General features: G+C 64.4%; 24 protein-coding genes. 12 read left to right on the forward strand and 12 right to left on the reverse strand.

Annotated features, from left to right (window positions below; all coding sequences use genetic code 11):
- Positions 1 to 18 precede the first annotated feature (18 nt).
- Positions 19 to 1,152 (forward strand): RNA polymerase-binding protein DksA, encoded by a 1,134-nt coding sequence (dksA, locus tag AC3IR3_RS06790; RefSeq protein WP_489196180.1) that lies wholly within the window; start codon positions 19 to 21, stop codon positions 1,150 to 1,152.
- A 604-nt stretch (positions 1,153 to 1,756) separates the two neighbouring features.
- Positions 1,757 to 1,939 (forward strand): hypothetical protein, encoded by a 183-nt coding sequence (locus AC3IR3_RS06795; RefSeq protein WP_132141241.1) that lies wholly within the window; start codon positions 1,757 to 1,759, stop codon positions 1,937 to 1,939.
- Between the two features lie 29 nt (positions 1,940 to 1,968).
- On the opposite strand, the gene AC3IR3_RS06800 is transcribed toward AC3IR3_RS06795, so the two are convergent.
- Together AC3IR3_RS06800 and cysS are read right to left on the reverse strand one after the other, a co-directional pair.
- Positions 1,969 to 2,400, reverse strand: a complete 432-nt coding sequence (locus AC3IR3_RS06800; RefSeq protein ID WP_489196181.1) for a SufE family protein — start codon at positions 2,398 to 2,400, stop codon at positions 1,969 to 1,971.
- A complete protein-coding gene (gene cysS, locus AC3IR3_RS06805) occupies positions 2,397 to 3,776 on the reverse strand; it encodes a cysteine--tRNA ligase (RefSeq protein WP_489196182.1) in 1,380 nt (459 codons plus the stop codon). The genes AC3IR3_RS06800 and cysS overlap by 4 nt, the downstream gene beginning before the upstream one ends.
- A 207-nt stretch (positions 3,777 to 3,983) precedes the next feature.
- On the opposite strand from cysS, the gene AC3IR3_RS06810 reads away from it, so the two are divergent.
- The 10 genes from AC3IR3_RS06810 to AC3IR3_RS06855 all read left to right on the forward strand — a co-directional run bounded on the left by AC3IR3_RS06810 (position 3,984) and on the right by AC3IR3_RS06855 (position 14,645).
- Complete coding sequence (locus AC3IR3_RS06810; protein WP_489196183.1) at positions 3,984 to 4,523, forward strand: glycine zipper 2TM domain-containing protein; 540 nt, start codon at positions 3,984 to 3,986, stop codon at positions 4,521 to 4,523.
- A gap of 313 nt (positions 4,524 to 4,836) precedes the next feature.
- Positions 4,837 to 5,871 (forward strand): N-acetylornithine carbamoyltransferase, encoded by a 1,035-nt coding sequence (locus AC3IR3_RS06815; protein ID WP_489196184.1) that lies wholly within the window; start codon positions 4,837 to 4,839, stop codon positions 5,869 to 5,871.
- Between the two features lie 46 nt (positions 5,872 to 5,917).
- Positions 5,918 to 7,123 (forward strand): argininosuccinate synthase, encoded by a 1,206-nt coding sequence (locus AC3IR3_RS06820; protein ID WP_489196185.1) that lies wholly within the window; start codon positions 5,918 to 5,920, stop codon positions 7,121 to 7,123.
- Positions 7,120 to 7,578: a GNAT family N-acetyltransferase gene (locus tag AC3IR3_RS06825; RefSeq protein ID WP_489196186.1), complete on the forward strand. Its 459-nt coding sequence runs from the start codon at positions 7,120 to 7,122 to the stop codon at positions 7,576 to 7,578. The genes AC3IR3_RS06820 and AC3IR3_RS06825 overlap by 4 nt, the downstream gene beginning before the upstream one ends.
- A complete protein-coding gene (locus tag AC3IR3_RS06830) occupies positions 7,575 to 8,675 on the forward strand; it encodes an acetylornithine deacetylase (RefSeq protein ID WP_489196187.1) in 1,101 nt (366 codons plus the stop codon). The genes AC3IR3_RS06825 and AC3IR3_RS06830 overlap by 4 nt, the downstream gene beginning before the upstream one ends.
- 37 nt (positions 8,676 to 8,712) lie before the next feature.
- On the forward strand, positions 8,713 to 9,978 hold the full coding sequence (locus tag AC3IR3_RS06835) for an acetylglutamate kinase (protein WP_243649133.1): 1,266 nt from the start codon (positions 8,713 to 8,715) through the stop codon (positions 9,976 to 9,978).
- A gap of 6 nt (positions 9,979 to 9,984) precedes the next feature.
- A complete protein-coding gene (gene argC / locus AC3IR3_RS06840) occupies positions 9,985 to 10,932 on the forward strand; it encodes an N-acetyl-gamma-glutamyl-phosphate reductase (RefSeq protein WP_489196188.1) in 948 nt (315 codons plus the stop codon).
- Between the two features lie 15 nt (positions 10,933 to 10,947).
- Positions 10,948 to 12,237 carry an argininosuccinate lyase gene (locus AC3IR3_RS06845; protein ID WP_489196189.1) on the forward strand — a complete coding sequence of 430 codons (1,290 nt, stop codon included), beginning with the start codon at positions 10,948 to 10,950 and terminating at the stop codon, positions 12,235 to 12,237.
- A gap of 22 nt (positions 12,238 to 12,259) precedes the next feature.
- Positions 12,260 to 13,381, forward strand: coding sequence for a glutamate 5-kinase (gene proB / locus AC3IR3_RS06850; protein ID WP_489196190.1), 1,122 nt, complete (start codon positions 12,260 to 12,262; stop codon positions 13,379 to 13,381).
- Between the two features lie 13 nt (positions 13,382 to 13,394).
- Positions 13,395 to 14,645: a glutamate-5-semialdehyde dehydrogenase gene (locus AC3IR3_RS06855; protein WP_489196191.1), complete on the forward strand. Its 1,251-nt coding sequence runs from the start codon at positions 13,395 to 13,397 to the stop codon at positions 14,643 to 14,645.
- Between the two features lie 57 nt (positions 14,646 to 14,702).
- On the opposite strand, the gene AC3IR3_RS06860 is transcribed toward AC3IR3_RS06855, so the two are convergent.
- The 10 genes from AC3IR3_RS06860 to AC3IR3_RS06905 all read right to left on the reverse strand — a co-directional run bounded on the left by AC3IR3_RS06860 (position 14,703) and on the right by AC3IR3_RS06905 (position 23,371).
- Positions 14,703 to 15,401 carry a hypothetical protein gene (locus AC3IR3_RS06860; protein ID WP_489196192.1) on the reverse strand — a complete coding sequence of 233 codons (699 nt, stop codon included), beginning with the start codon at positions 15,399 to 15,401 and terminating at the stop codon, positions 14,703 to 14,705.
- Positions 15,401 to 16,675, reverse strand: coding sequence for a kynureninase (kynU, locus tag AC3IR3_RS06865; protein ID WP_489196193.1), 1,275 nt, complete (start codon positions 16,673 to 16,675; stop codon positions 15,401 to 15,403). Before kynU ends, AC3IR3_RS06860 begins: the two co-directional genes overlap by 1 nt.
- Before the next feature lie 7 nt (positions 16,676 to 16,682).
- Positions 16,683 to 17,180, reverse strand: a complete 498-nt coding sequence (locus AC3IR3_RS06870) for a hypothetical protein (protein ID WP_489196194.1) — start codon at positions 17,178 to 17,180, stop codon at positions 16,683 to 16,685.
- Between the two features lie 12 nt (positions 17,181 to 17,192).
- Positions 17,193 to 18,212: an amidohydrolase family protein gene (locus tag AC3IR3_RS06875; RefSeq protein ID WP_489196196.1), complete on the reverse strand. Its 1,020-nt coding sequence runs from the start codon at positions 18,210 to 18,212 to the stop codon at positions 17,193 to 17,195.
- A gap of 55 nt (positions 18,213 to 18,267) precedes the next feature.
- Positions 18,268 to 20,337 (reverse strand): FUSC family protein, encoded by a 2,070-nt coding sequence (locus AC3IR3_RS06880; RefSeq protein WP_489196197.1) that lies wholly within the window; start codon positions 20,335 to 20,337, stop codon positions 18,268 to 18,270.
- A gap of 61 nt (positions 20,338 to 20,398) precedes the next feature.
- Positions 20,399 to 20,962 carry an elongation factor P-like protein EfpL gene (efpL, locus tag AC3IR3_RS06885; RefSeq protein WP_489196198.1) on the reverse strand — a complete coding sequence of 188 codons (564 nt, stop codon included), beginning with the start codon at positions 20,960 to 20,962 and terminating at the stop codon, positions 20,399 to 20,401.
- 39 nt (positions 20,963 to 21,001) lie between these two features.
- Complete coding sequence (locus AC3IR3_RS06890) at positions 21,002 to 21,769, reverse strand: SDR family NAD(P)-dependent oxidoreductase (protein WP_489196199.1); 768 nt, start codon at positions 21,767 to 21,769, stop codon at positions 21,002 to 21,004.
- A gap of 49 nt (positions 21,770 to 21,818) precedes the next feature.
- Complete coding sequence (locus tag AC3IR3_RS06895; RefSeq protein WP_489196200.1) at positions 21,819 to 22,409, reverse strand: GNAT family N-acetyltransferase; 591 nt, start codon at positions 22,407 to 22,409, stop codon at positions 21,819 to 21,821.
- A complete protein-coding gene (locus tag AC3IR3_RS06900) occupies positions 22,406 to 22,870 on the reverse strand; it encodes a GNAT family N-acetyltransferase (RefSeq protein ID WP_489196201.1) in 465 nt (154 codons plus the stop codon). Before AC3IR3_RS06900 ends, AC3IR3_RS06895 begins: the two co-directional genes overlap by 4 nt.
- A gap of 6 nt (positions 22,871 to 22,876) precedes the next feature.
- On the reverse strand, positions 22,877 to 23,371 hold the full coding sequence (locus AC3IR3_RS06905) for a GNAT family N-acetyltransferase (protein ID WP_489196202.1): 495 nt from the start codon (positions 23,369 to 23,371) through the stop codon (positions 22,877 to 22,879).
- Positions 23,372 to 23,481: the final 110 nt, after the last annotated feature.

Raw genomic sequence — 23,481 nt, forward strand, 5'->3', positions numbered from 1 at the left:
GCCACTAAGGTGAAGGATATGGCGAAAACCGCTCGTAGTTCCGTAGTAGCCAAAGCAACCGCCGGGAAAGGTGGTGCCAAGGCCGGTGACGCGAAAAAGGGCCGTACGGCCGCTTCCGGGGGGAAGAGCGTCAAACCCGCGTCGAAGACGTCGGCTCGACCCGTAGCGAAGGCTGCGAAAAAGGCGGTCAAGACCGTCAAGCCCGTAGCCGGCAAAGCGCCTGCGAAGCCCGTCAAGGCAGCGAAGGCCGTGGTAAAGAAAGTCGTGGCCAAGCAGGCTCCGGCGAAGAAGGCCGTTCCGGTGGCCCGTCCCAAGCCTGCGGCGAAACCCGTGGCGAAGGTCGCGAAGCCAGCCGCACCGGCAAAGAAGGCCGCCACGAAGGCGGTGGTAAAGAAAGTCGCCACAAAGGCACCGGCCAAGGCCGTCAAGCCGGCACCCAGGAAAGCCGCAGCACCCGTTACCAGGACGGCCGCTCCAAAGCAGGCATCCGCCTCGCCCAAAGCGGCCCCCGCACCGGCAGTGAAAAAAACCGCTGTCGCGCAAGATGTCGTCAGACCCACACCGGGTCGTATGGCGTCCGCCGTTGCCGTTGCGCCACCCCGGACAGCGTCCGCGGTGTCCAGCCGCTCTTCTTCCAAGAACGAAAAGTCCACGCAATCACGAATGAATAGTCTTGCCTCAAAATCCGCCGACAACGGCGTGACCCGCGAAGACGGGCGTTACGCACTGCCCGCCACGACGCAGATCGAGTTGCCCAAGGGCTATCGCCCGAAGGCGGACGAGGAATACATGAATCCTCGTCACCTCGCCTATTTCCGCAACAAGCTGCGCGACTGGCGCGATCAGCTGGTCGAAGAATCGCGTCAGACGATGGACAACCTCCGTGAGGAAGTCCGTGACGTTGGCGACGAAGCCGAACGTGCCACGCGCGAAACCGAAAACTCGCTCGAACTGCGCACGCGCGACCGTTACCGCAAGCTGATTTCCAAGATCGACAAGGCCCTGCGCCGGATCGAGGAAGGACGCTACGGTTTCTGCGAAGAGACAGACGAAGAGATCGGTGTAGACCGCCTCGACGCCCGTCCCATCGCTACGCTGTCGCTCGATGCGCAGGAACGTCGCGAACATCTGCAGAAGCAGATGGGCGACTGATTCGCCGAGTCGATAAGTACAAAGGAAAGCCCCGCTCTGGCGGGGCTTTTTTTGGTTCTTCACGCATGGTCGGGGAAGGCTCGGCTTCGCCATCGCTTTCGCCGTAGCGCTGGGACGCTTCGCGAAGAGCCGTCGGCCACCGCCCTCGACGCTCCGTCTCCACCGTCGCTCGGGGAGGGATAGCCGCTGCGCGGCTGGTGTTCTATGGCTGCGCCCCGTCGCGCCCGCGCGGCGGGCGGGGGTTTTCGATTCGGCTCCTGCCTCAGCGAAAACGGCGGACCGTCCGGGTCCGCCCCCTTCGGGCCTTTTCCGCCCGCCGCGCTCGGTTCCGCAAGTCGCGTCGAGGGCGGTGGCCGACGGCTCTTCCGGGTGTTGCGGTCACGTGGGGGAAAGCAGCGCGTGACGCATGACCCGTCATGGCCGCATCCGGCTCGGTCCCCTCACCTGCTTAGCTCGCGCTCTGCCCCCAGCAAACCGTCGACGCACAAGCGTGAGGCGGCCAAGCCACGAATAGCACGAGCCGCTATCGTTGCGACGGCACGTCCACTTCCCGCGCAATCGGGCGAAACGATCGGTAAGATGCCCGAAACCCGAAGGACGGACTATGAGCACAAATACCCCTGCCGACGTGAATCACACCAACGGCGGCACCGCGGAGGTCACGGATTCGACGACGGGCATGCATCGCCCGGGGCACAGCGTACTGGACACCGAAGAGACGGCGGGCCTGGACGAGGTTCTGCGCGAGTCCGCATTGCGCGATTCCGCGGTACGCATGCCTCGATAGTTCACGGGACGCGGATCGAACGAGCTCGATCAGGCCAGCGCCGAGGCCGCTTGTGCCTTCAGTTTGGCCAGCATCGCCGCCAAGCCGTTCGAGCGTGTCGGCGACAAATGCTTCGCGAGGCCGATGGTCTCGATGAAGGTGGGTTCGGTGTCCACGATCTCGCGGGCGGAACGATCCGAATAGACGCGCAGCACGAGGGCGATCAGGCCCGACACGATGGCCGAATCGCTGGCCGCGTCGAAATGCATGTGTCCCGGATCGCCGCTGGGAATCAGCCAGACCATCGACTGACAGCCGTGGACGCGGTTGTCCTCGTTTTTCCATTCCTGGGGGAAGGGTGGCAGCTGGCGGCCCAGATCGATCAGGTACTGATAACGCTCGGTCCAGTCGCTGAAGAACGCGAATTCCTCGGCGATGGCCGCCTGTGCTTCGGCTGCGGTTTTTTCGACGGGCGGGTTCATGCCTTCACCACGCTCCAGCGCGTGCCCTGGGCGCCGTCCTCGATAGCGATGCCCAACGCTTTCAGCTCGTCGCGGATAGCGTCGGAGCGGGCGAAATCGCGGGCGGCTCGTGCAGCCCGGCGTTCCTCCAGCAGCGCGTCGATCGCGGCGGCGTCCACGGCTTCGCCATCGTTGCCTTGCTTGAACCACGTCTCGGGCTCCTGCTGCAGCAGGCCGAGCAGTGCCGCGCCGCCCAGCAGGGCGGCTTTCGCGGCGCGGCGCGCGGCCGGTTCGCTGGCCTGGCGTGCGGCGTCGGCGAGCTGGGAGATTTCGGCCAGCGCCTGCGGCGTATTCAGGTCGTCGCACAACGCGGCTTCCACGGCGGCAGGAATCTGGCCCTCCGCTTCGACGTCGGCCATGTCCCGCAGGACGCCGTACCAGCCGTCCAGGGTACGCACAGCCTGGGTCATGGCGTTGTCCGACCAGTCGAGCGGCTGGCGGTAATGTCCGCGCAGCAGCATCAGGCGCAGTGCTTCGGCCGGATGCTGGCGCAAGAGTTCATGCAATTGGAGCACATTGCCCAGCGACTTGGACATCTTGCGCCCTTCGAAGGTCAGCATGCCGTTGTGCAGCCAGTAGCGCGCGAACACCTTGCCGCCATGAGCGCAGGTGCTTTGCGCGATTTCGTTTTCGTGGTGCGGGAAGGTGAGGTCGACGCCACCGGCGTGGATGTCGATGGTCTCGCCCAGGTGCGCCTCGGTCATGGCCGAGCACTCGATGTGCCAACCCGGGCGGCCGCGGCCCCACGGGCTGTTCCAGCCGGGCAGGTCGGCGCCGGAGGGTTTCCACAGCACGAAGTCGCCGGGATTTTTCTTGTACGGTGCCACCTCGACGCGCGCGCCGGCCAGAAGCTCGTCCGGGTCGCGGCCCGACAGCTCGCCGTAGCGGGCGTACGAGGCGACGTCGAACAGGACGTGTCCCTCCGCTGCGTAGGCGTGGCCGCCTTCGAGCAGGCGCTCGATCATGGCGATGATCTGGGGAATATGGTCGGTGGCGTGCGGCTCGATATCCGGCGGGGCGACGCCCAGTCCGGCCATGTCGTCGCGGTAGGCCTGCGCGTAGCGGTCGGTGATGACCGAGATGTCGACGCCCAGCTCGCGGGCGGCGGCATTGATCTTGTCGTCGACGTCCGTGATGTTCCGGGCGTAGACCACATGGGGGTAGTGCCGGCGCAGCAGTCGCGCCAGTACGTCGAAAACGACCGGTGGGCGGGCGTTCCCGATATGGATGTAGTTGTAGACCGTGGGGCCACAGACATACATCGTCACCCGGTCCGGATCCTGGGGAACGAACGCCTCGGTACGGCGTGTCAGGGTGTTGTAGAGCGAAATCGCCATCGGAAATCCGTCGTCGGCCAGTCCCCGATATTACCAAGCCAGTCAAGCATCGCGCGCCCGCGGGAGCCGAACTTACGCACATCGGGGCGATTGGTTGACAGGCCTGTCAGGCCGGCTGCCGCGTTCTCTAAGCGTGGATTCAGCGTGAATTTGTCTAAATAGCAGTTATAGCGCTGCAAGAAATGCGCCTTCGGAGGTCGTACTTACATGTCCCGCCTGCTCATCCCTGTGTTCCTGCTCGCATTTATCGCCACCGGCGTCAGTGCGCAGGATGCCCGTTATCCGTCGCCCCCTCAGGACGACAACACCCATTACGGCTGGGCGGACGTCCTGCGCGTCGATCCGGTCTACGGCGTCGCCCGCGTGGAAACCCCCCGTCAGGAATGCTATGACCAGCCCGTCGTCCATCGCGAGCAGAGCAGCGGCAGCACGGCCGGCACTATCCTTGGCGCCGTGGTCGGTGGCGTGCTCGGTAACACCGTCGGCAAGGGCAACGGCCGCACGGCGGCCACCGTCGTGGGTGCCGTGGCCGGTGGCGCCGTCGGCAATAACGTCAGCCGTGGCGACGACCGCGTCTATCAGGGCACGGAAACCCGTTGCCGCGACGTCAGCTCGGTCTCCGAGCAACGCCGGATCGCCGGTTACGACGTCGAATACCGTTATCGCGGCGAAGTCTACGTGTCCCGCCTGAATTACGATCCGGGCGAGCGCCTCCGGGTCCGGGTCAGCGTCGCTCCCGCCGACTGACCGTTCCACAACACCGCCGCCCCTTGGGGCGGCGGTTTCATGTTGCGCGACGCAACAAATATCGGCATGATGCCGGTTCTCGATTCCAAGGCCCATCCTTGTGACCACCGCCGTCTACACCGCGAATGTTCTGACCAGCGCCCGCATGGCCGCAGGAATGACCTCGCGTGCTCGTCGACCGTACATGGGACACATGGCCGGGTAGGCTGTCGCGCGCGTTTCATCCGTATCGACTAAAAACCCGGCTTAGTGCCGGGTTTTTTCGTTTCTGGCCCCTTAACTTTTCTCTCTTACCGACCCGAACTGGATTGCCATGACCGTTCGCCACTTCCTTTCCACCCAGGATTACAGCCGCGCCGAGATCGACGCCCTGCTTGAGCAGGCCGCCGAGTTCAAGCGTTCGCCCGCAGGTCAGCAACTGGCCGGCAAATCCATCGCGCTGATGTTCTTCAACCCCTCGATGCGCACCCGCACCAGCTTCGAGCTGGGCGCGTTCCAGTTGGGCGGTCATGCCGTGGTCCTGTCGCCGGGCAAGGATGCGTGGCCGATCGAGTTCGAGGTCGGCAGCGTCATGGACGGGGACACCGAGGAACACATCGCGGAAGTGGCGCGGGTGCTGTCGCGCTATGTGGATCTGATCGCCGTGCGGGCTTTCCCGAAGTTCGTCGACTGGTCGGTCGATCGCGAGGACAAGGTGCTGAAGTCCTTCGCCCAGTACGCCACGGTGCCGGTCATCAATCTCGAAACCATCACCCATCCCTGCCAGGAGCTGGCGCATGCGCTGGCTATGAAGGAGCACCTGGGCAATCTGCAGAACCGCAAGTACGTGCTGACCTGGACGTACCATCCGAAGCCGTTGAACACGGCCGTGGCGAACTCGGCGCTGCTGATCGCAACGAAGATGGGCATGGACGTCACGCTGCTGTGTCCGACGCCCGAATACATCCTCGATGAACGCTATATGGCGTTCGCGAAGGCCAACGCCCGGGAGAACGGCGGTTCGTTGCAGGTCTCGCATGACATCGAAGCGTCCTATCGCGACGCCGACGTGATCTATGCAAAGAGCTGGGGTGCGATTCCGTACTTCGGCCGCTGGGACGAAGAGAAGGCCATTCGCGAGGCCCATCGCCACTTCATCGTGGACGAAGCCAAAATGGCGCTCACGAACAAGGGGCTCTTCAGTCACTGCCTGCCGCTTCGCCGCAACATCAAAGCGACCGATGCTGTCATGGATTCCCCGGCCTGTATCGCCATCGACGAAGCAGAGAACCGCCTGCACGTGCAGAAGGCGGTCATGGCTTCGCTTATTTCGCAGTCGCCGGTCGGGAAGTCCGGCCTCGGCTTCTGATCGTCGCGCAACTTCTATTTTCGACTTACTTTTTTCCGGAGCATCCATGTCCAGCAAAGATATTGTCCTCGCGTTTTCCGGCGGCCTCGACACCAGCTTCTGCGTGCCTTACCTCATGGAGCAGGGTTATAGCGTCCATACCGTTTTCGTCGACACCGGTGGCGTGTCGGCCGAGGAACGCGAGTACATCGAGCAGCGCGCCATCGAACTGGGCGCCGTCTCGCATCGCACGGCCGATGCCGCGCAGGCGATCTGGGATACCTTCGTCACGCCGCTGATCTGGGCTGGCGAGTTCTATCAGGGCCAGTACCCGCTGCTGGTGTCGGATCGTTACCTGATCGTGCAGGAATCGCTGAAGCGCTGCGACGAACTCGGCACGAAATACTTCGCGCACGGCTGCACGGGCATGGGCAACGACCAGGTCCGTTTCGACCTGACCGTGAAGGCCCTGGGCGACTACACCATCGTCGCGCCGATCCGCGAAATCCAGCGCGAACACACCCAGGTCCGCGCGTACGAGCAGAAGTACCTCGAAGACAAGGGCTTCGAAGTCCGCGCCAAGACCAAGCACTACACGATCAACGAGAACGTACTCGGCGTGACCATCTCCGGCGGCGAAATCGACGCATGGGAAATTCCGGGCGAGGGCGCCATCGGCTGGTGCGCGCCGCGTAGCGAATGGCCGCTGGATCCGCTGCAGATCACGCTCGGCTTCGAGAAGGGCAATGCGGTATCGCTGAACGGCAAGCCGGCCAGCGGCCCGGATATCCTGCAGTTCCTGAATCGCGAGCTGGCCCGCTACGGCGTGGGGCGCAGCATGTATACCGGCGATACGAACATCGGCCTCAAGGGGCGCATCGTATTCGAGGCGCCCGCGCTGACGGCCCTGCTCACAGCGCATCGTGCGCTTGAGGAAACCGTGCTCAGCAAGCAGCAGAATCGCTTCAAGCCGGAAATCGGCCGCAAGTGGACCGAGGTTGCCTACGAAGGTTTCTTCAACGATCCGGTCAAGACCGATCTGGAAGCCTATCTTGTGTCGACGCAGCGCAAGGTCGACGGTACGGTGATCATCGAAACGCGCGGCGGTTCGGTGTATGCAGTGAAGGTCGAGTCGAAGAATATCCTGCAGACGTCGAAGGCAACGTATGCGCAGGCGGCCGACTGGGGCGTGGCCGAAGCCGAGGGCTTCATCAAGCTCTACGGTATGAGCTCCACGGTCTGGGCCGAGGTCGATCGGCAGTCCGGCAAATGAGCGAACTTCGCGTCAGTGCGGATAAGCACGAGCTCGATATCGGGCTCGTGCATGCCTTCCTGTCGACCCAGAGCACCTGGGCCAAGGGCATTCCGCGCGAAACCGTGGAACGTTCCATCGAGCATTCGATCTGTTTCGGCGGTTACGTCGGTGTGGAACAGGTCGCGTTCGCGCGGGTCGTCACCGATCACGCGACGTTCGCCTATCTGGTCGACGTGTTCGTGTTGCCGGAGCATCGCGGAAGCGGCTATGCAAAGACGCTGATGGCCGGGGTGATGGCATGGCCCGCGTTGCAGGGGCTGCGTCGTTTCATGCTGGCGACCTCGAATGCCCATGCGCTGTATGCGCCGCTCGGTTTTGCGGCGCCAGGCCGACCCGAAACGCTGATGGAACGTTATCATCCGGACGTCTATACGGACGCGGCCAGGCTGGCCGCCCAAAACGGAACCTCATGAATAAGTTACTGGAAGACACGCTGACCCACCTGCGCGCGCTGGTCGGGTTCGATACGCGCAACCCGCCCCGAACCATCGGTACCGGCGGGATCTTCGACTATCTGCGTTCGGCCCTGCCGGGGTTCGAAGTGCAAGTGACGGATTTCGGCGCCGGTGCCGTGAATCTGTATGCCGTGCGCGGCAAACCGAAATATCTGTTCAACGTACACATGGATACCGTGCCGGACTCCCCGCACTGGACGGCCAGCCCGTTCGAGCTGCGTGTGGACGGCGAGCGCGCGGTGGGCCTCGGCGCTTGTGACATCAAGGGCGCGGCGGCCGCGCTGGTCGCGGTAGCCAATGCCACCAGTGGCGACATGGCGTTGCTGCTTTCCACGGATGAAGAAGCCAACGACGCGCGTTGCATCGATGGCTTCCTGAAGACGCCGCGCGACTACGCCGCCATCATCGTCGCCGAACCGACGAAGGGCGAGGCGGTGCTGGCGCATCGCGGCATCCATTCGGTGCAGATGAGCTTCGGCGGCCGCGCGGGTCACGCGTCGGGCGAGCAGAAGCCTTCGGACAGCGCGCTTCACCAGGCCATTCGCTGGGGTGCGGCGGCGCTGGACTTCGTGCAGGATCAGTCGCACGAACGCTTTGGCGGGCTTACCGGTCTGCGCTTCAACATCGGCAAGGTCGAAGGCGGGATCAAGGCGAATGTCATCGCGCCTACCGCTGACGTGCGCTTCGGTTTCCGTCCGCTGCCGTCGATGGACGCCGATCGGATGCTGGAAACCTTCCGCACGCTGGTCGAGCCGTATCCGGTCGCGTTCGGTGAAACCTTCCGTGGCGACTCGTTGCCCGCGGGCGACACAGCCACGGCGGAATCCCGTCGCCTGGCCGCGCGCGATATCGCGGACGAACTCGAAATTCCCGTCGGCAACGCGGTCGACTTCTGGACCGAATCGGCGCTGTTCTCGGCGGCGGGCTTCACGTCCTTCGTCTATGGCCCCGGGGACATTGCCCAGGCCCATAGTGCCGACGAATGGGTTGCCCTCGACCAGCTTCGGCAGTACGCGCAAACCATCTACCGGATCGTCGACAGTGGAAACGCATAAGCACACGCGCAAGACCATCGTCCGCCTGCTGTCCAGCATGGGCAGCGCGCGGGAGATCCAGCAGTATCTGAAGCGTTTCTCGCAACTGGATGCGAAGCGATTCGCCGTGGTCAAGGTCGGCGGCGCCGTGCTGCGCGACGACCTGCCGGCGCTGACGTCGTCGCTCGCATTCCTGCAGCAGGTCGGCCTGACGCCGATCGTGCTGCATGGCGCGGGTCCGCAGCTGGACGAAGAATTGTCGGCGGCAGGCATCGAAAAGCACACGGTCAATGGCCTGCGCGTCACGACGCCCGAAGCGCTGGCCATCGTCCGTCGCGTATTCCAGTCGCAGAATCTGCGGCTGGTCGAAGCGTTGCAGCAGGCCGATACGCGTGCGACATCGGTACCGTCGGGCGTATTCACGGCCGACTATCTCGATCCGGAAACCTACGGACTGGTCGGCAAGGTGCGTGAAATCAATCTCGCCCCGATCGAAGCGAGCCTGCGCGCGGGGTCGATTCCTGTCATCGCCAGCCTTGGCGAAACGGATGCGGGCCAGATACTGAACATCAATGCGGACTTCGCCGCGAACGAACTTGTACGCGTACTGCAGCCGTACAAGATCGTCTTTCTTACCGGCACGGGCGGATTGCTGGACGGCGATGGCGAGATCATCGACTCGATCAACCTGTCCACCGAATACGACCAGTTGCTCGCGCAGCCCTGGTTGCATTCGGGCATGCGTCTGAAGATCGAACAGATCAAGGACCTGCTGGACGATCTGCCGCTGACCTCTTCGGTGTCGATCACGCGCCCGTCGGAACTGGCCAAGGAGCTCTTCACGCACAAGGGTTCCGGTACGCTGGTGCGCCGCGGCGAGCGCGTGCTGCGCTTCGAATCGTGGGACGGCGTCGACCTGGAGCGCATGCGCGGCCTGATCGAGTCCAGCTTCGGCCGTACGCTGGTTTCCGATTACTTCGATCGCACGGACATCTACCGTCTTTACGTCAGCGAAAACTATCGCGCCGCGATGATCCTGACGAAGGAAGACGGGTTCGCTTATCTGGACAAATTCGCCGTACTTGACGATGCGCAGGGCGAAGGCCTGGGGCGTGCCGTGTGGCAGGTGATGCGCGACGAAAATCCGAAACTGTTCTGGCGTTCGCGCCATGGCAATACCATCAATCATTTCTACTACGCCGAATCCGACGGCTGCTTCAAGCAGGACCGCTGGAAGGTGTTCTGGTACGGTCTCGATAACTTCGCCGATATCGAACGCTGCGTGGCTCATTGCGCCACGCGCGAGCCGACCCTTACGGACTGAATCATCATGTCGAAGAAGACTATCGGTATCGTCGGCGCGCGCGGTCATACGGGCGCCGAACTCATTCGCCTCATCGCGAACCACCCGGCACTGGAACTCGCCTTCGTCTCGTCGCGCGAGCTCGACGGCCAGCGCCTTGCCGACCATAACGACACATACAAGGGCGAGCTTCGTTTCACGAATCTGGATGCCGATGCCGTCGCCGCGCAGGGGGCGGATGTCGTCATTCTCGCGTTGCCGAACGGCAAGGCGGCACCGTACGTCGAGGCCATCGACAAAGCGGACAAAGGCACGGTAGTGGTCGACCTTTCGGCTGACTATCGTTTCGACGAGCGCTGGTTTTACGGCCTTCCGGAGCTTTATCGCGAGCGCTGGCGCGGCGAGAAGCGGATCAGCAATCCCGGCTGCTATGCCACGGCGGTACAACTGTCGGTCGCGCCGGTGAAAGACCTGCTGGCCGCACCGCCGGTATCGTTTGGCGTCTCGGGTTATTCGGGTGCGGGCACCACGCCTTCGGATCGTAACGATCCGGAGAAGTTGCGCGACAACCTGATGCCGTACTCGCTCACCGGTCATATGCACGAGCGCGAAGCCAGCCGGCACCTGGGCGTGCCCGTGGAATTCATGCCGCATGTCGCGCCGCATTTTCGCGGTCTTACCGTCACCACCAATCTCTACCTGGCGAAACCCATGAAGCGCGACGACGTGGTGGCGCGCTTCCGTGGTGCCTACGAGAACGAAAAGCTGGTGCGGGTGCTGGACGATGCGCCGTGGGTCAGCCGTATCGCGAACAAACACCATGCGGAAGTCGGCGCGTTCGAGATGTCGGCGGACGGTCGCCGCGTCGTCGTGGTCGCCACGCTGGACAATCTCCTGAAGGGCGCCGCGACGCAGGCAATGCAGAACGTGAATCGCGCGCTCGGCTTCGACGAATACACCTCCATCCCGGTTTAAAAAGGCAACGCTAAGATGACCCAGCCGCTCTGGCAGAAATCCGATAGCAAGGTCGACGCGCGCATCATGCGTTTCCTTGCCGGAAACGACGTGATCCTCGATCGCGAGTTCTTCCTGCACGACATCGAAGCGAGCAAGGCGCATGTCGAGGGGCTGGCCAATATCGGCGTGGTTTCGGGCGACGAATGTGCCGCCTTGCTGCGCGAACTCGATGCGCTGGCTGTCGACTTTTCCTCCGGAAGCTTTGTGCTGGACGATCGTTTCGAGGATGGGCACTCGGCTATCGAAGCACGGTTGACGGAGCGCCTTGGCGATGCGGGACGCCGCGTGCACACCGGCCGTAGCCGCAACGACCAGATCCTGGTCGCCACGCGTCTCTGGCTGAAGGAAAAACTCGGCACGCTCGAAACCCTGTGCCGCGAGATCGCCGGGGTCTGCATCGAACGCGCTGCCGGCGATTCGGTACCCATGCCGGGTTACACGCATATCCAGCGCGCAGTGGTGTCGTCGACCGGGATGTGGTTCGCGGCATTCGCCGAAGCCTTCGTCGACAACGCGCTGCGCGCGCGTCAGGCATTCGACTGGATCGATGCCAATCCGCTCGGCACGGCCGCCGGTTACGGCGTCAACGTCGCGCTGGACCGTGAGCACACCACATCGCGACTTGGCTTCGCCCGCATGCAGGTGTCGCCGATCTATGCGCAGCTTTCGCGCGGCAAGTTCGAAATGGCGGCGCTGGATGCCGTAGGCACCGCATTACTCGATACGCGTCGTCTGGCGTGGGATCTGTCGCTGTTCACCACGGCCGAGTTCGATTTCGTCGGCCTGCCGGGCGAGTACACCACCGGCTCGTCGATCATGCCGAACAAGCGCAATCCGGACGTCGTCGAACTGCTGCGCGCCAGTTACGCGGCCGTCGCCGCCGCGCGGACGGAAATCGAACAGCTGCTGTCGCTGCCGTCGGGTTATCAGCGCGACCTGCAGTTTTCGAAGGGCTCGCTGTATCACGGCTTCACGAATGGGCTCGCCGCGCTGGAACTCCTGCCCGATCTGCTTGCGCGCATGGAGTGGAAGGCCGAGCGCATGCGTGCGGCTATCGAGCCGGCGATGTACGCCACCGATGTCGCCATCGAGCAGGCTGTCGCGGGCGTTCCGTTCCGCGATGCTTATCGTTCCGCCGCGGAAACGGCAGCCTCGGCGGGCGACGGGCGTACGCCCGAGTCCAGCCTCGCGGCACGCGTGTCGCCGGGTGCCGGATACGATCTCCGGCTGGATGCGCTGCGTGCGCGTCTGACGCGGAGTTGACGATTGCCTGAAGGGGAGTGGGATGGGGAGCGGGTTCGTGGAACAGGCGCTGCCATCCTGGCGGCGTGCGGTACTCAAAGTCGGCAGCAGCCTGCTCGCCGCCGACGAGGGTGGGCTGAGTCCGCGGTATGCCGCCGCACTGGCGGCCTTCGTCGAGCGCAGCCGCGCGAACGGGCGCGATGTCGTGATCGTTTCCTCGGGCGCCGTGGCGGCGGGCCGCGCGCTGGCGACGCCGGGGCAGGCGATGGGTTTGCCGGCGCGACAGGCACTCGCCGCGCTGGGTCAGACGCGGCTGATCGCTCTTTGGCAGGGGTTCTTCGACGCGTCGGTCGCCCAGGTCCTGCTTACCCACGACGACCTTCGCCACCGCCGTCGCTATCTCAACGCCCGTTCCACGCTACGCGAACTGCTCGCGTTGCAGGCCATTCCCGTCATCAACGAGAACGATACCGTCGCGGTCGACGAGCTGAAACTCGGCGACAACGACAATCTCGCCGCGATCGTCGCGGCGCTGGTCGACGCGGATATCCTGCTTATCGCGACGGATATCGGCGGTCTGTACAGTGCCAATCCGCGCATGGTGCCGGATGCCGCTCCCATCGACGATGTGGCGGCCGTGACACCGGCGCTTTACGCGATAGCCGGCGGCAGCGGGTCGCGGTCCGGTACGGGCGGCATGCGTACCAAGCTGGAAGCCGCCGAGAAAGCCGCGGCGGCCGGAATAGAAACGATTCTGTTCGACGGCACCGACGCGACGGTCGTGGGACGGCTGGCCGACGGCATGCTGTCGGGTACCCGTATCCGAGCACCGCGTACACGGCTGGCGGCACGCAAGTACTGGCTGCGTCACGCGCCATCGGCGGGAAGCATCACGATCGATCCGGGCGCGGCGCGCGCCGTGCGCGAACGCGGCGCGTCGTTGCTGCCTGGCGGTGTACTCGGTGCGACCGGCGACTTCGCACGCGGCGACGTCGTGGAAATCGCCTGCGAGGATGACGGTTTGCCGGTCGGCCGCGGCATCAGTCAGTACGCGGCGGTGGATATACGCCGCATCGCGCGGAAACACACACGCGACATCGATGCCGTGCTGGGTTATAGCTATGGCGAGAATGTCATCCATCGCGACGATCTGGTCGCGCTGTGAATCGGGAGACAGCATGAATACGTCGATACGCGAACAGGCACTGGCTTGCCGGGAGGCGTCGATCCACGTTGCGGGGTTGTCGACGGAGCGCAAGCGCGCGTTGCTGCACGACATGGCGGCGGCACTGGCGGCCGACGCTACGACCGTCCTTGCCGCGAATGCGCGCGATATGGAAGCCGCACGCGGCAATGGTATCGGCGCGGCGATGCTCGACCGGCTGCGCCTGGACGAGGACCGTCTCGACGGCATCGTCCGCGCGATCGGGGCGGTCGCGGCTTTACCCGACCCGGTCGGGCGGATCACGCGTTCCGAAGTGCGGCCGAACGGGCTTGTCGTGGAGCGCGTTCGCGTTCCGCTCGGTGTCATTGCGATGATTTACGAGGCACGTCCGAACGTTACCGCCGATGCCGCCGCGCTGTGTCTTATGGCGGGCAATGGCGTGATTCTCCGTGGCGGTTCGGATGCGATGCACTCGAATCTTGCCATCGCCGCCGCTATGCGCACCGTGTTGCCAGCGCATGGCGTACCGGTCGATGCGCTTACGCTGGTCGGCGATCCATCGCGCGAAACGATGGTGGAGTTGCTGCAGCTGGTCGATATCGTCGACCTCGCGATTCCTCGTGGCGGGGAAGGACTGATCGGCTTCGTCACCGAGCATGCGCGCGTGCCGGTCATCAAACACTACAAGGGCGTATGCCACCTTTACGTCGACAGCGCGGCCGATCCGGCCCTGGCGTTGCGACTGCTGGTGAACGGCAAAACGAGCCGGCCCGGCGTATGCAATGCGCTGGAGACTTTGCTCGTCCATGCGGACATTGCGGATACGTTCGTTCCCGCCGCCGTCGCCGCGTTGCGCGAGCGAGGTGTCGAGGTCCGGGCATGCGAACGATCGCGCGCCATCGTCGCGGATCTGACGGCAGCCGATAATACCGACTACGGTGCGGAGTTCCTGGACCTGGTGATCGCCATGCGCGTCGTCGACGATCTCGATTCCGCTATCGCGCACATCCGTCGCTTCGGCTCCGATCACACGGAAGTCATCGCTACCCGCGATGAGGTAGTCGCGGAGCGTTTCGTGCGCGAGCTGCGTTCGGCGGTGGTAATGGTGAATGCGTCGTCGCGATTCAGCGACGGCGGAGAGTTGGGGCTAGGTACGGAGATCGGCATTTCCACGACGCGGCTGCACGCGTATGGGCCGATGGGGGCGGAGTCGCTGACGGTCGAGCGTTTTGTGGTGCGTGGTAGCGGGCAGGTTCGGGAGTAGTGCGGTTACCCACGGCCGAAGCAATTTCTCTGTGGGAGCCTCCCACAGAGAGCCTCGTCAGAGAACCGCAGCCAACGCCGCGCGAAGACGATCGGCTTCGTCCTGCATCGTGTTGAACGCACGCTCCATCGCATTGGCAAACGTGTCCCGGTCCAGCGCCACGGTTTCGGGGCGGCCCGTTTCGTCCGATGCGTATTCGATCAGCACACGCTGTCCGTCTATCCACGATTGCGTGCCGAAAATGAAGTCCGGCTCGTCGTATCGGGACGAACCTTCTTCCGGCGCGCTGGCGAGTGCGGTGCGTCCGTCGCGTGGTGCATCGCGCAGCAGGTCGATCGCCTCGCGGAATTCCTCCGGTTCGCCGAGGAAGGCATCGATGCGATCCATTCGCGGACCGACGAAGATTTCCACGTCGCCCGATGTCGCGAGATGACGCGCATAGCCATCCAGGCGCGCGAGACGGTTCGTCAATACCGGTTTTGCCGCCGCGACATAACTATCCGTGACGCGTGGATTCTCGCGCAGCCACGCACTGCTGACATCGTCGCAGGCGACGACGTAACCGTTCGTCGATGCTTCGATGCCGCGATGGGAAAGACCGGCAGGCCGTGTGGGTAGCTCGACGGGAAGTCCACCGGCAAGCAGGCCCAGCGCGCGCCGCCCCGGTACTTTGCGCAACCAGTGCGTCACCGCCTGTATGGCGAAACCGTCACCGCGTTCGCTATAGGGCAGGGGATAGACATCCGTTGTCGCCATCAGCGCGAACGCCAGGCAGCGACGGCGTCGGCGAAACCGAGGCAGTCGCTGTAACGGTTGTACAGCGGCGTCGGCGAGATGCGGATGACGTCCGGTTCGCGCCAGTCGCCGATGACGCCGTTGGCCATCAGATAATCGAAAAGCGAGCGGCCGGCATCGCGACCCGCACGTACGCGAATCGACAGCTGGGCACCGCGCTGCGATGGATCGGCGGGTGTCACGACCTCGAGCGTCTCGACCAGACGTTCGTGCACCAGCCACTCAAGATATCCGGTGAGCTGCCGCGATTTGGCGACCAGCCGGTCCGTTCCCGCACGATGGAAGACGTCCAGCGAGACGCGCAACGGCGCGAGCGCGAGGATCGGCGGATTGGAAAGCTGCCAGCCGTCCGCACCGGGGATGGGAACGAACTCGGGTCCCATCCTGAAGCGGGTCGCCTTGTCGTGCCCCCACCAGCCCGCGAAACGCGGCAGGTCGGCCTTGCCGTGACGCTCGTGAACGAAGGCGCCGCCGACGGCACCCGGGCCGCCGTTGAGGTATTTGTAGCTGCACCAGATCGCGAAATCGGCGCCGGAGTCGTGCAGTTTCAGCGGCAGGTTGCCGACCGCATGGGCAAGGTCGAAACCGACCAGGCAATCACGCGCATGCGCGGCGCGCACGATGGCGGCGAGGTCGAACGACTGGCCGGTGCGGTACTGGATGCCCGGCAGCAGGACCAGTGCGATGCGCGAGCCATGCTCGGCCAGTACGCGCTCGATGGCTGCCTGCGACAGCGTGCCGTTCGGACCGTCGGCTTCCACTTCGATCAGCGCGGTGGCCGGGTCGAAACCATGGAAGCGGATCTGCGATTCGACGGCGTAGCGATCGGTCGGGAACGAGCCGGCTTCGATCAGAATGGCGGGGCGTTGCGCGGTAGGCCGGTAGAAACTGACCATCATCAGGTGCAGGTTCACGCCCAGCGTGTTCATGGCGACCACTTCGTCCGGCCGCGCGCCGACGATTTCGGCCAGGTTGTCGCGCACGTATTCGTGATAGTCCAGCCATGGCAGACGACCGCGGAAGTGGCCTTCGACGGCCAGCTCGCCCCAGTAATCCAGTTCGTCGTTCAGCGCGGCGCGCACGGCGCGAGGTTGCAGTCCGAGCGAATTGCCGCAGAAGTACAGGCTGTCGCGACCTTCATGCGGTGGAATATGGAACTCGTCGCGGAAGGTACGCAGCGGATCGGCGGCATCCTGGGCGTCGGCCCAGGCACGGGTGGCTTCGTAAGACGTCATGGGGACCTTAGGTAGACATGTGCGAGGCGATATCGTCGCACCCACGATCAAAGGCGGCGTTCCACGCGGCGGCGCCGGTCGGGCGTACGCAACGCAACTGGATGGCCCGATCGCCGACGAACCAATAACGCTCGTGGTAGTTGAGTTTCACGCCGCTTTCCTGCGCCGTGTAAATGTATTGGTTCGCTGCCGCCGAGGGACTGGCCGAATAGCCGGTCATGCCCTTCGCGCGGATCGTGAAGCCGTCGATGTACTGTTTGAACGCCGCCACGCTGGCTACCTGCTTTACCGTCACGGTGACGCGCGCCAGGGTGTTCGCGGCGGTCGACGGATCGGGTACCTGAAACACCTGGACTTCCGGGTCGCCTTCGGTCTGCATGATGCTGAGCCACGTGTCGGGCGTGCTGAAGCGGACGGAGCCGTTGGCCATCAGAACATCGGCGGAGAAAGCTGCCGGGCTGGCGAGCAGCAAGGCGGCGATGAGCGGCTTGAACGTGCGGGTCATGCGCGTTTCCTGTCAGGACGTCGTTGTCTGGAATCGGGACGCGGGGAGGCCCAGCCATTCCAGCGCGGTGCCATGAAACAGGCGCGCGCGGGATGTGTCGTCGAGCCCCAGTGCCTCGATCCCGCTTCCGGGCACCTGTTCCCCCAGGGGGAAAGGATAGTCGGTTCCGAGCATCACGCGCTCGACTCCCGTCACATCCAGCAGATAGCGCAGGGCCAGCGGATCGTGCACGCAGGAGTCGAAGAAAAGACGCGACAGATATTCGCGTGGATTGCGTGCGTTGTCCGTGGCGACGATGTCGGGGCGCATGCGGAATCCGTGTTCGATGCGACCGATCGTGTACGGAAAGCTGCCGCCGCCGTGGGCGAGCATGATTTTCAGATCGGGCAGGCGTTCCAGCACGCCGCCGAAAACCAGCGAGCAGGCAGCACGCGACTGTTCCGCCGGCATGCCCACCAGCCAGGGCAGCCAGTATTTCGGCATGTCGGCACCGCCCATCATGTCCCATGGATGCACGAGGATAGCGGCGCCCATGTCGGCGGCGGTTTCGAAGAACGGAAACAGCTCGGGTGCGTCCAGATTCCAGTCGTTGCAGTGCGATCCGATCTGCACGCCTTGCAGACCCAGTTCGTTGAGGCAGCGTTCCATTTCCTGGATCGCCAGCGTCGGCGACTGTAGCGGAACGGTACCGATGCCCGCGTAGTGACGCGGGTGGGTTTCGCATACCGCAGCCATCGAGTCGTTCAGATGGCGATGCAATTCCAGTGCCTGATGGCCCTTGGCCCAGTACGAGAACATCACCGGTACGGTGGAAATCACCTGTACGTCGACGCCGTAGCGGGCGTAATCGGCGATCCGGTGTTCCGCGTCGAACGCCGATTCCCACACTTCGCGGAAAAACTTGCCGTCCTTGTAGATGCGGTGATGGCCGCCGGTGCGCGTCATGACCGGGAAACGATCGTCGACGTACTTGCCGGCCAGGTCGGGCCAGTCGCGCGGGAGGATATGGGCGTGCGTGTCGATTTTCAGCATGTGATCGAGTGTAGCCGCATCCCCGTTAGCCTACGTTTCGCGTTGCAGCAAGGGCTCAGGTTTCGGCGTTGCGCCTGGCGATGACGTGCTGGGTCGTGTCGACGTTATCGGTCAGCCGGTCGGTCACGCGGACGATGGATTCAGCCAGCTCCCGGTCCCGCATACGTGTCAGTTGCTCGGTCAGCTGGCGCTGCATCGCGCGCAGGTCGGCGGGAGGGGCGGGGTCGCGGCCTTCGCTCAATGCCGCCGCCTGCTCGTGCAGGACGTCGGCCGAAGCGGTGACGAACGGGCCGACCAGCTCCCATTCCGTGGGTACCGCTTCGCCGTCGATAAGGGCTTCCAGCGTCATCGCGGTCCGGGCCAGGCGGTTGCCGTTCGCATACAGCGTTTCGGCCAGTTCCTGCAGGTGCCTGGGGGTTCCGGGTTCGGCACGCATACGATCGACCGAGGCCAGCGCATTGGTGCGCGCCGTACGTGCGGCGGTTCGGGCATCGTGGCGTTTCGTGCGGCTTTCCGGAGCCGCCAGCACGCGGACATACGTGGCGTATGCGTCGAGCATGTCCGCCAGCGCCACGCGTGCGCGGTTGCGCTCCCAGGTGGGCCACAAAACGTAGGCCAGCAGGGCCATGCCGCTGCCCAGGGCCGTATTGAGCACGCGATCGGACATCGCGGCGGACGAATCCACGCCCTCGAACGAGAGCAGCACGACAACCGTGCCCGTGAGTGCCGCGACCGCGACGCCGTAATGCGCCGTGGCCAGATAGCGGAAGGCGACGCAAAGTACGCCCATGACCGCGATATGCGCCCAGATCACGTTTGGCGTAATGCCTAGCAGGAACGAGGTAAGGACCAGCCCGAGAATCGTGCCCACGACACGCAGCAGCCCGAAGTTGAGCGTGGCGGCGAAGTCGGGACGCAGCACGATGGCGGCCGTCATCGGCATCCAGTAGCCATGCGGCAGGTTGGCGTAGCGCGACACGGCAAACGCCAGCGTGAGGACCACCGCGCAGCGGACCGCGTGCCGGAACGCGACGGAGTGGGGGGTGATGTTGGCGCGTAGCGTGGCCAGAACGGAAGCGCTGCGCAGCGTTTCGGGCAGGGCGACTTCGGCCTCCTGTGCGCGCATTTCACCGCGGCTGCCGGCCCAGTTGGTATTGCGGACCGCGGCCGCAAGCTGACCGGACAGCGCGCGGATATGCGCCGTCATGCCGGCTCCGGCCGAGCCGCCGAGCAGGGCGCGCTCGCTTGCTTGCAGGGTCTTCAGTGCGCGGTCCGCGCGTTCGGGCGGTTCGGCCGCTTCCAGTGCGTCGGCCGTGGCGGAAAGCACGCGCGCGGCGTCGGCCCGGAACATGTCCTGCATGCCGTCGCGGCGGCGGTCGAGTTCGCCCATGGCGACCAGTTCGAGACGGATGCGCTCGGCCAGTTCCAGCAAGACGCGAAAGGCTTCCATGGCGCGGCCGCGCGCGCGATGACGGCCCAGCAGCGTGTTCTGCAGCACCGTCATGCTGTCGGTGAGGCCCGGTGCGTCGCTATCGTCCTGGCGTTGGCGGGCAAGTTCGGCGAGGCCGCGATAGACATCCGCCAGCGCCTGACGTTCGGGACGATAGCGCTGCAGGGGCCACGCGGCGATGGAAAACAGCGCCAGCAGCATGCCGCCGGAGAAGATGAGGCCGCCGCCGATCAGTGCGTCGTCCAGAGGTTTGGGCGTGGCCGCGGTAATCACGAGCAGCAGCATGCTGGTCATGCCGACGCGCGCGATGTCCGGGCCGAACACGACGAGCAGTCCGCCGAAGAAACCGCATAGCGCCGTTGCGATCGACATGGGCAGCACCCATGCACCGAGCAGGAATCCGGCCAGCGATGCGACGCCGGCGGCCAGTGCGGCGAGGAAAAGCCGGCTCAGTCGTTGCTGGTAAGGGCCTGGTTGGTCCGAGAACATCGTATCGAGCGCACCGGCCGCGATACCGATGCCGACCTGCGGATAGTCGAAATAGATACCCAACGCCAGCGGCAGAACGACCGCCGCCGTATTGCGCAACGCGACGCGCAGGGGCACGTCGGGCCGCTTGGTCTTGATCAGGCTGTCCAGCACGCTTGCGCGGAGCGAATACCCGCCCGTGGTCATGGCTTCTCGATGCTCGTCCTTTGAGACGTCGATTGTGCCGGATTGTTGCTGACTGGGGGTGTTACGCCCGGCCCGCGAACTCGCCCGTTACCGTATTCACCGTGACCTTCTCGCCCGTCGTGATGTATTCGGGGACCTGGATCTCGACGCCGGTTTGCAGCGTGGCCGGCTTGGTGCGCTTCGTCGCGCTGGCACCCTTCATTTCCGGAGCCGTGTCGGTCACGGTCAGCACGACGCTGGTCGGTACCTGCAAGGCGACCGGTTCGTCGTCGATGATCTGGACGTAATAGCCCTCGACGCCTTCGACGACGTAGCCCGCGTTGTCGCCGACGATCTCGGGACCAAGCAGGTATTGCGTAAAGTCTTCCTTGTCCATGAAGACGAACGTTTCGCCGTCCATGTATGAGAAGTCCGCTTCGCGGCGCGTGAGTTCCATTTCCTTCAGTTCGTCGTCCGCGCGCAGGCTGAGGTCGAATTTGCGGTTGGCCGGAATCGAGTAGAGCGTGAAGCGGTAGGTGACGTTGCCGCCGCGCGCGCTGGGCGAGCTGCGCTCGATGTCGCGGACCTGGTAGACGGTACCCTCGTTCTCGACGACGTTACCTTTCTTGACTTCGGATGCTTTCATGGAATGAGCCGATGGGTTGGTTCGGGTTAGGAAGATGGATTATTTGGCGGCCAGACGCACGGCGCCATCGAGACGGATCGTCTCGCCATTGATGTAGATATTGGTCAGGATGAATGCGACGGTATCGGCGAATTCTTCCGGTTTGCCCATGCGCGGCGGGAAGGGGATCGAGGCGTTCAGCGATTCCTGCACCTGAGGCGACATGTTGTCGACCATGGGCGTCCAGAAGATGCCCGGAGCGATGGTGGCGACACGGATACCGAAGCGCGACAACTCGCGTGCCATCGGAAGCGTCATGCCGACAACGCCGCCCTTCGAGGCGGAATAGGCAGCCTGGCCGATCTGGCCTTCGTAAGCCGCGACCGAGGCGGTGTTCACGATGACGCCGCGTTCGCCGTCCTCGCCCGTGGCGTTGCCCTGCATCAGCGACGCAGCGGCCTTGGCGACGTTGAAGCTGCCGACGAGGTTGACCATCACCGTGGTGGCGAACGTCGACAGGGGCATCGGGCCTTCCTTGCCCAGCACGCGACCGGCGCCAAGGATACCCGCGCAATTGACGACGACATTCAGGCCACCCATGGTGTCGCGGGCGGCCGCGACGTTGGCGGCGACGCCTTCCTCGGACGTGACGTCGGTCCGCTGGAAACTGGCCTTTGTTCCGAGCGCCGCGACGGCGGCATGGCCTTTTTCTTCGTTGACGTCGAAGAGCGCGACCTGCGCGCCGCTGGCGATCAGCTTCTGGGCGACGGCGTGGCCGAGACCTGAGGCACCGCCGGTGATGATCGCTTTGACCTGGTCGAGCTGCATAAAAGTCTCACGTGCATGGGCTAGAGGCGGAATGGTAGCCGAGGCGACGCTACGGCGCGCGTGAGGCGCCGGAGCCCCTGGCCAGCAGTTCCGCCAGTTCCGGCCTGCCAGCCAGTTCGGGGAAGCGAATCAGCGGAGCAGGGACGGCAGGCGGCGTATGCAGGGTCTTCTGCCACACCCCCACGTCCCACCAGCGATCGAGCTTGTAGCCCGCGTTCCGCCAGACGCCAGCAGGCGTGAAACCCATGGATTCGTGCAATGCCACGCTGGTTTCGCCGGGTAGCGTGATGACGCCTACGGCCTGATTGATCCGCTGCATGTTCATGACGTCGAGCAAGGTCGCGTACAGGCGCCGCGCGATGCCACGGCGACGTGCGTCGGCGTGGACGTAAATCGAGGTTTCGGCGATCCAGTCATAGGCCGCGCGTTCGCGGAACCTGCCGCAATATGCATAGGCGAGCACGGTGCCGTTCTCTTCCCAGACCAGCCACGGATAACTCTGCGTGCGCGCGACGATGCGTTCGCGCATGGCGTCGTCGCCCGGCAGTCCCGTTTCGAAGGTGATCGCGCTGTCTTCGACGATGGGCGCGTAAATCGCGTGACAGGCGGCGGCATCATGCGGCGTGGCAATGCGGATCACAGGTTTTTTTCCATGAAGATGCTGGCGGGGTTCGCATAGTGATTGCCAAAGGGCGGGCAACGGCGATAGCCGGCTCGTTCGTAGAGTTCCAGCGATTCGGTCTGCGCGGTGCCCGTTTCCAGGCGCACGATACGACCGCCTGCTTTGCGCACCTGGCCTTCCAGCGCTTCGAGCATCTGCTTGCCCAGGCCCATGCCCCGGCAGGCGGGCAGCACATACATGTGTTTAAGTTCGACGTAGTCGACGTGGTCCACGCAGGCGCCGCACGCGAGAGGCGTGCCATCCACGCGCGCCGTCATGAAGCTGACGTTCGGCTGGCGCAGCGCTTCCAGGCCGATCGATTCGCGACTGGTCGTCGTGTACAGGTCGGACAGATAGCCATCGAACTGTTCGATCAGCGGGAGTATGTCCGCCTTGCCCGGATCGTCGGTGGCGAAGATGAGTTGCGGCGGCTGGGACATTGCGCGTTATTCCTGGAGATCGCGAATGAAGAACTTATCGCAACTGAAGTGGCCCGTGCCGCCCATGGGGGCGTCGAGTATGCGAAAGCCGTGGCGCCGGTAGAGCGTTTGTGCGGCATCCATACCGGTCAGTGTTTCCAGATAACACTGGCGGAACCCCAGGTCGCGGGCCGTCGCGAGACAGCGCTCCATCATCGCGCCGCCCGCACCGATGCCACGGGCTTCTGGCAGGAAGTACATCTTGCGAAGTTCGCAGACGTTGGGATCGCCACCTTCCAGCGGTGCGATGCCAGCGCCGCCGATGACGTGGCCCTCGCGTTCCACGACGAAATACGCGCGGCGGTCGCCCGCATAGGCGTGGCTCATCCCGCCGACTTCCGTGTCGTGGATGGCGAAGCCGGGACCGTCGGCGCCGAACTCCGGCATGACGGTACGAATGATGGCGGCGATAACGCCATCGTCGCGGGATTCGATGGGGCGGATGGCGAAAGGCGTGGTCATGGGAGGATTCGTGGCCTGGCATGGCAATTCGTTCCGATTCTAGCCAAATCCTTCTAGCCAAATCCGCCTTCGCCGATCGCCCCCGCGAGCGGAGAGCCACTGGCCGCCTA

The sequence above is a fragment of the Luteibacter sp. GL_149 genome, from assembly GCF_057834065.1.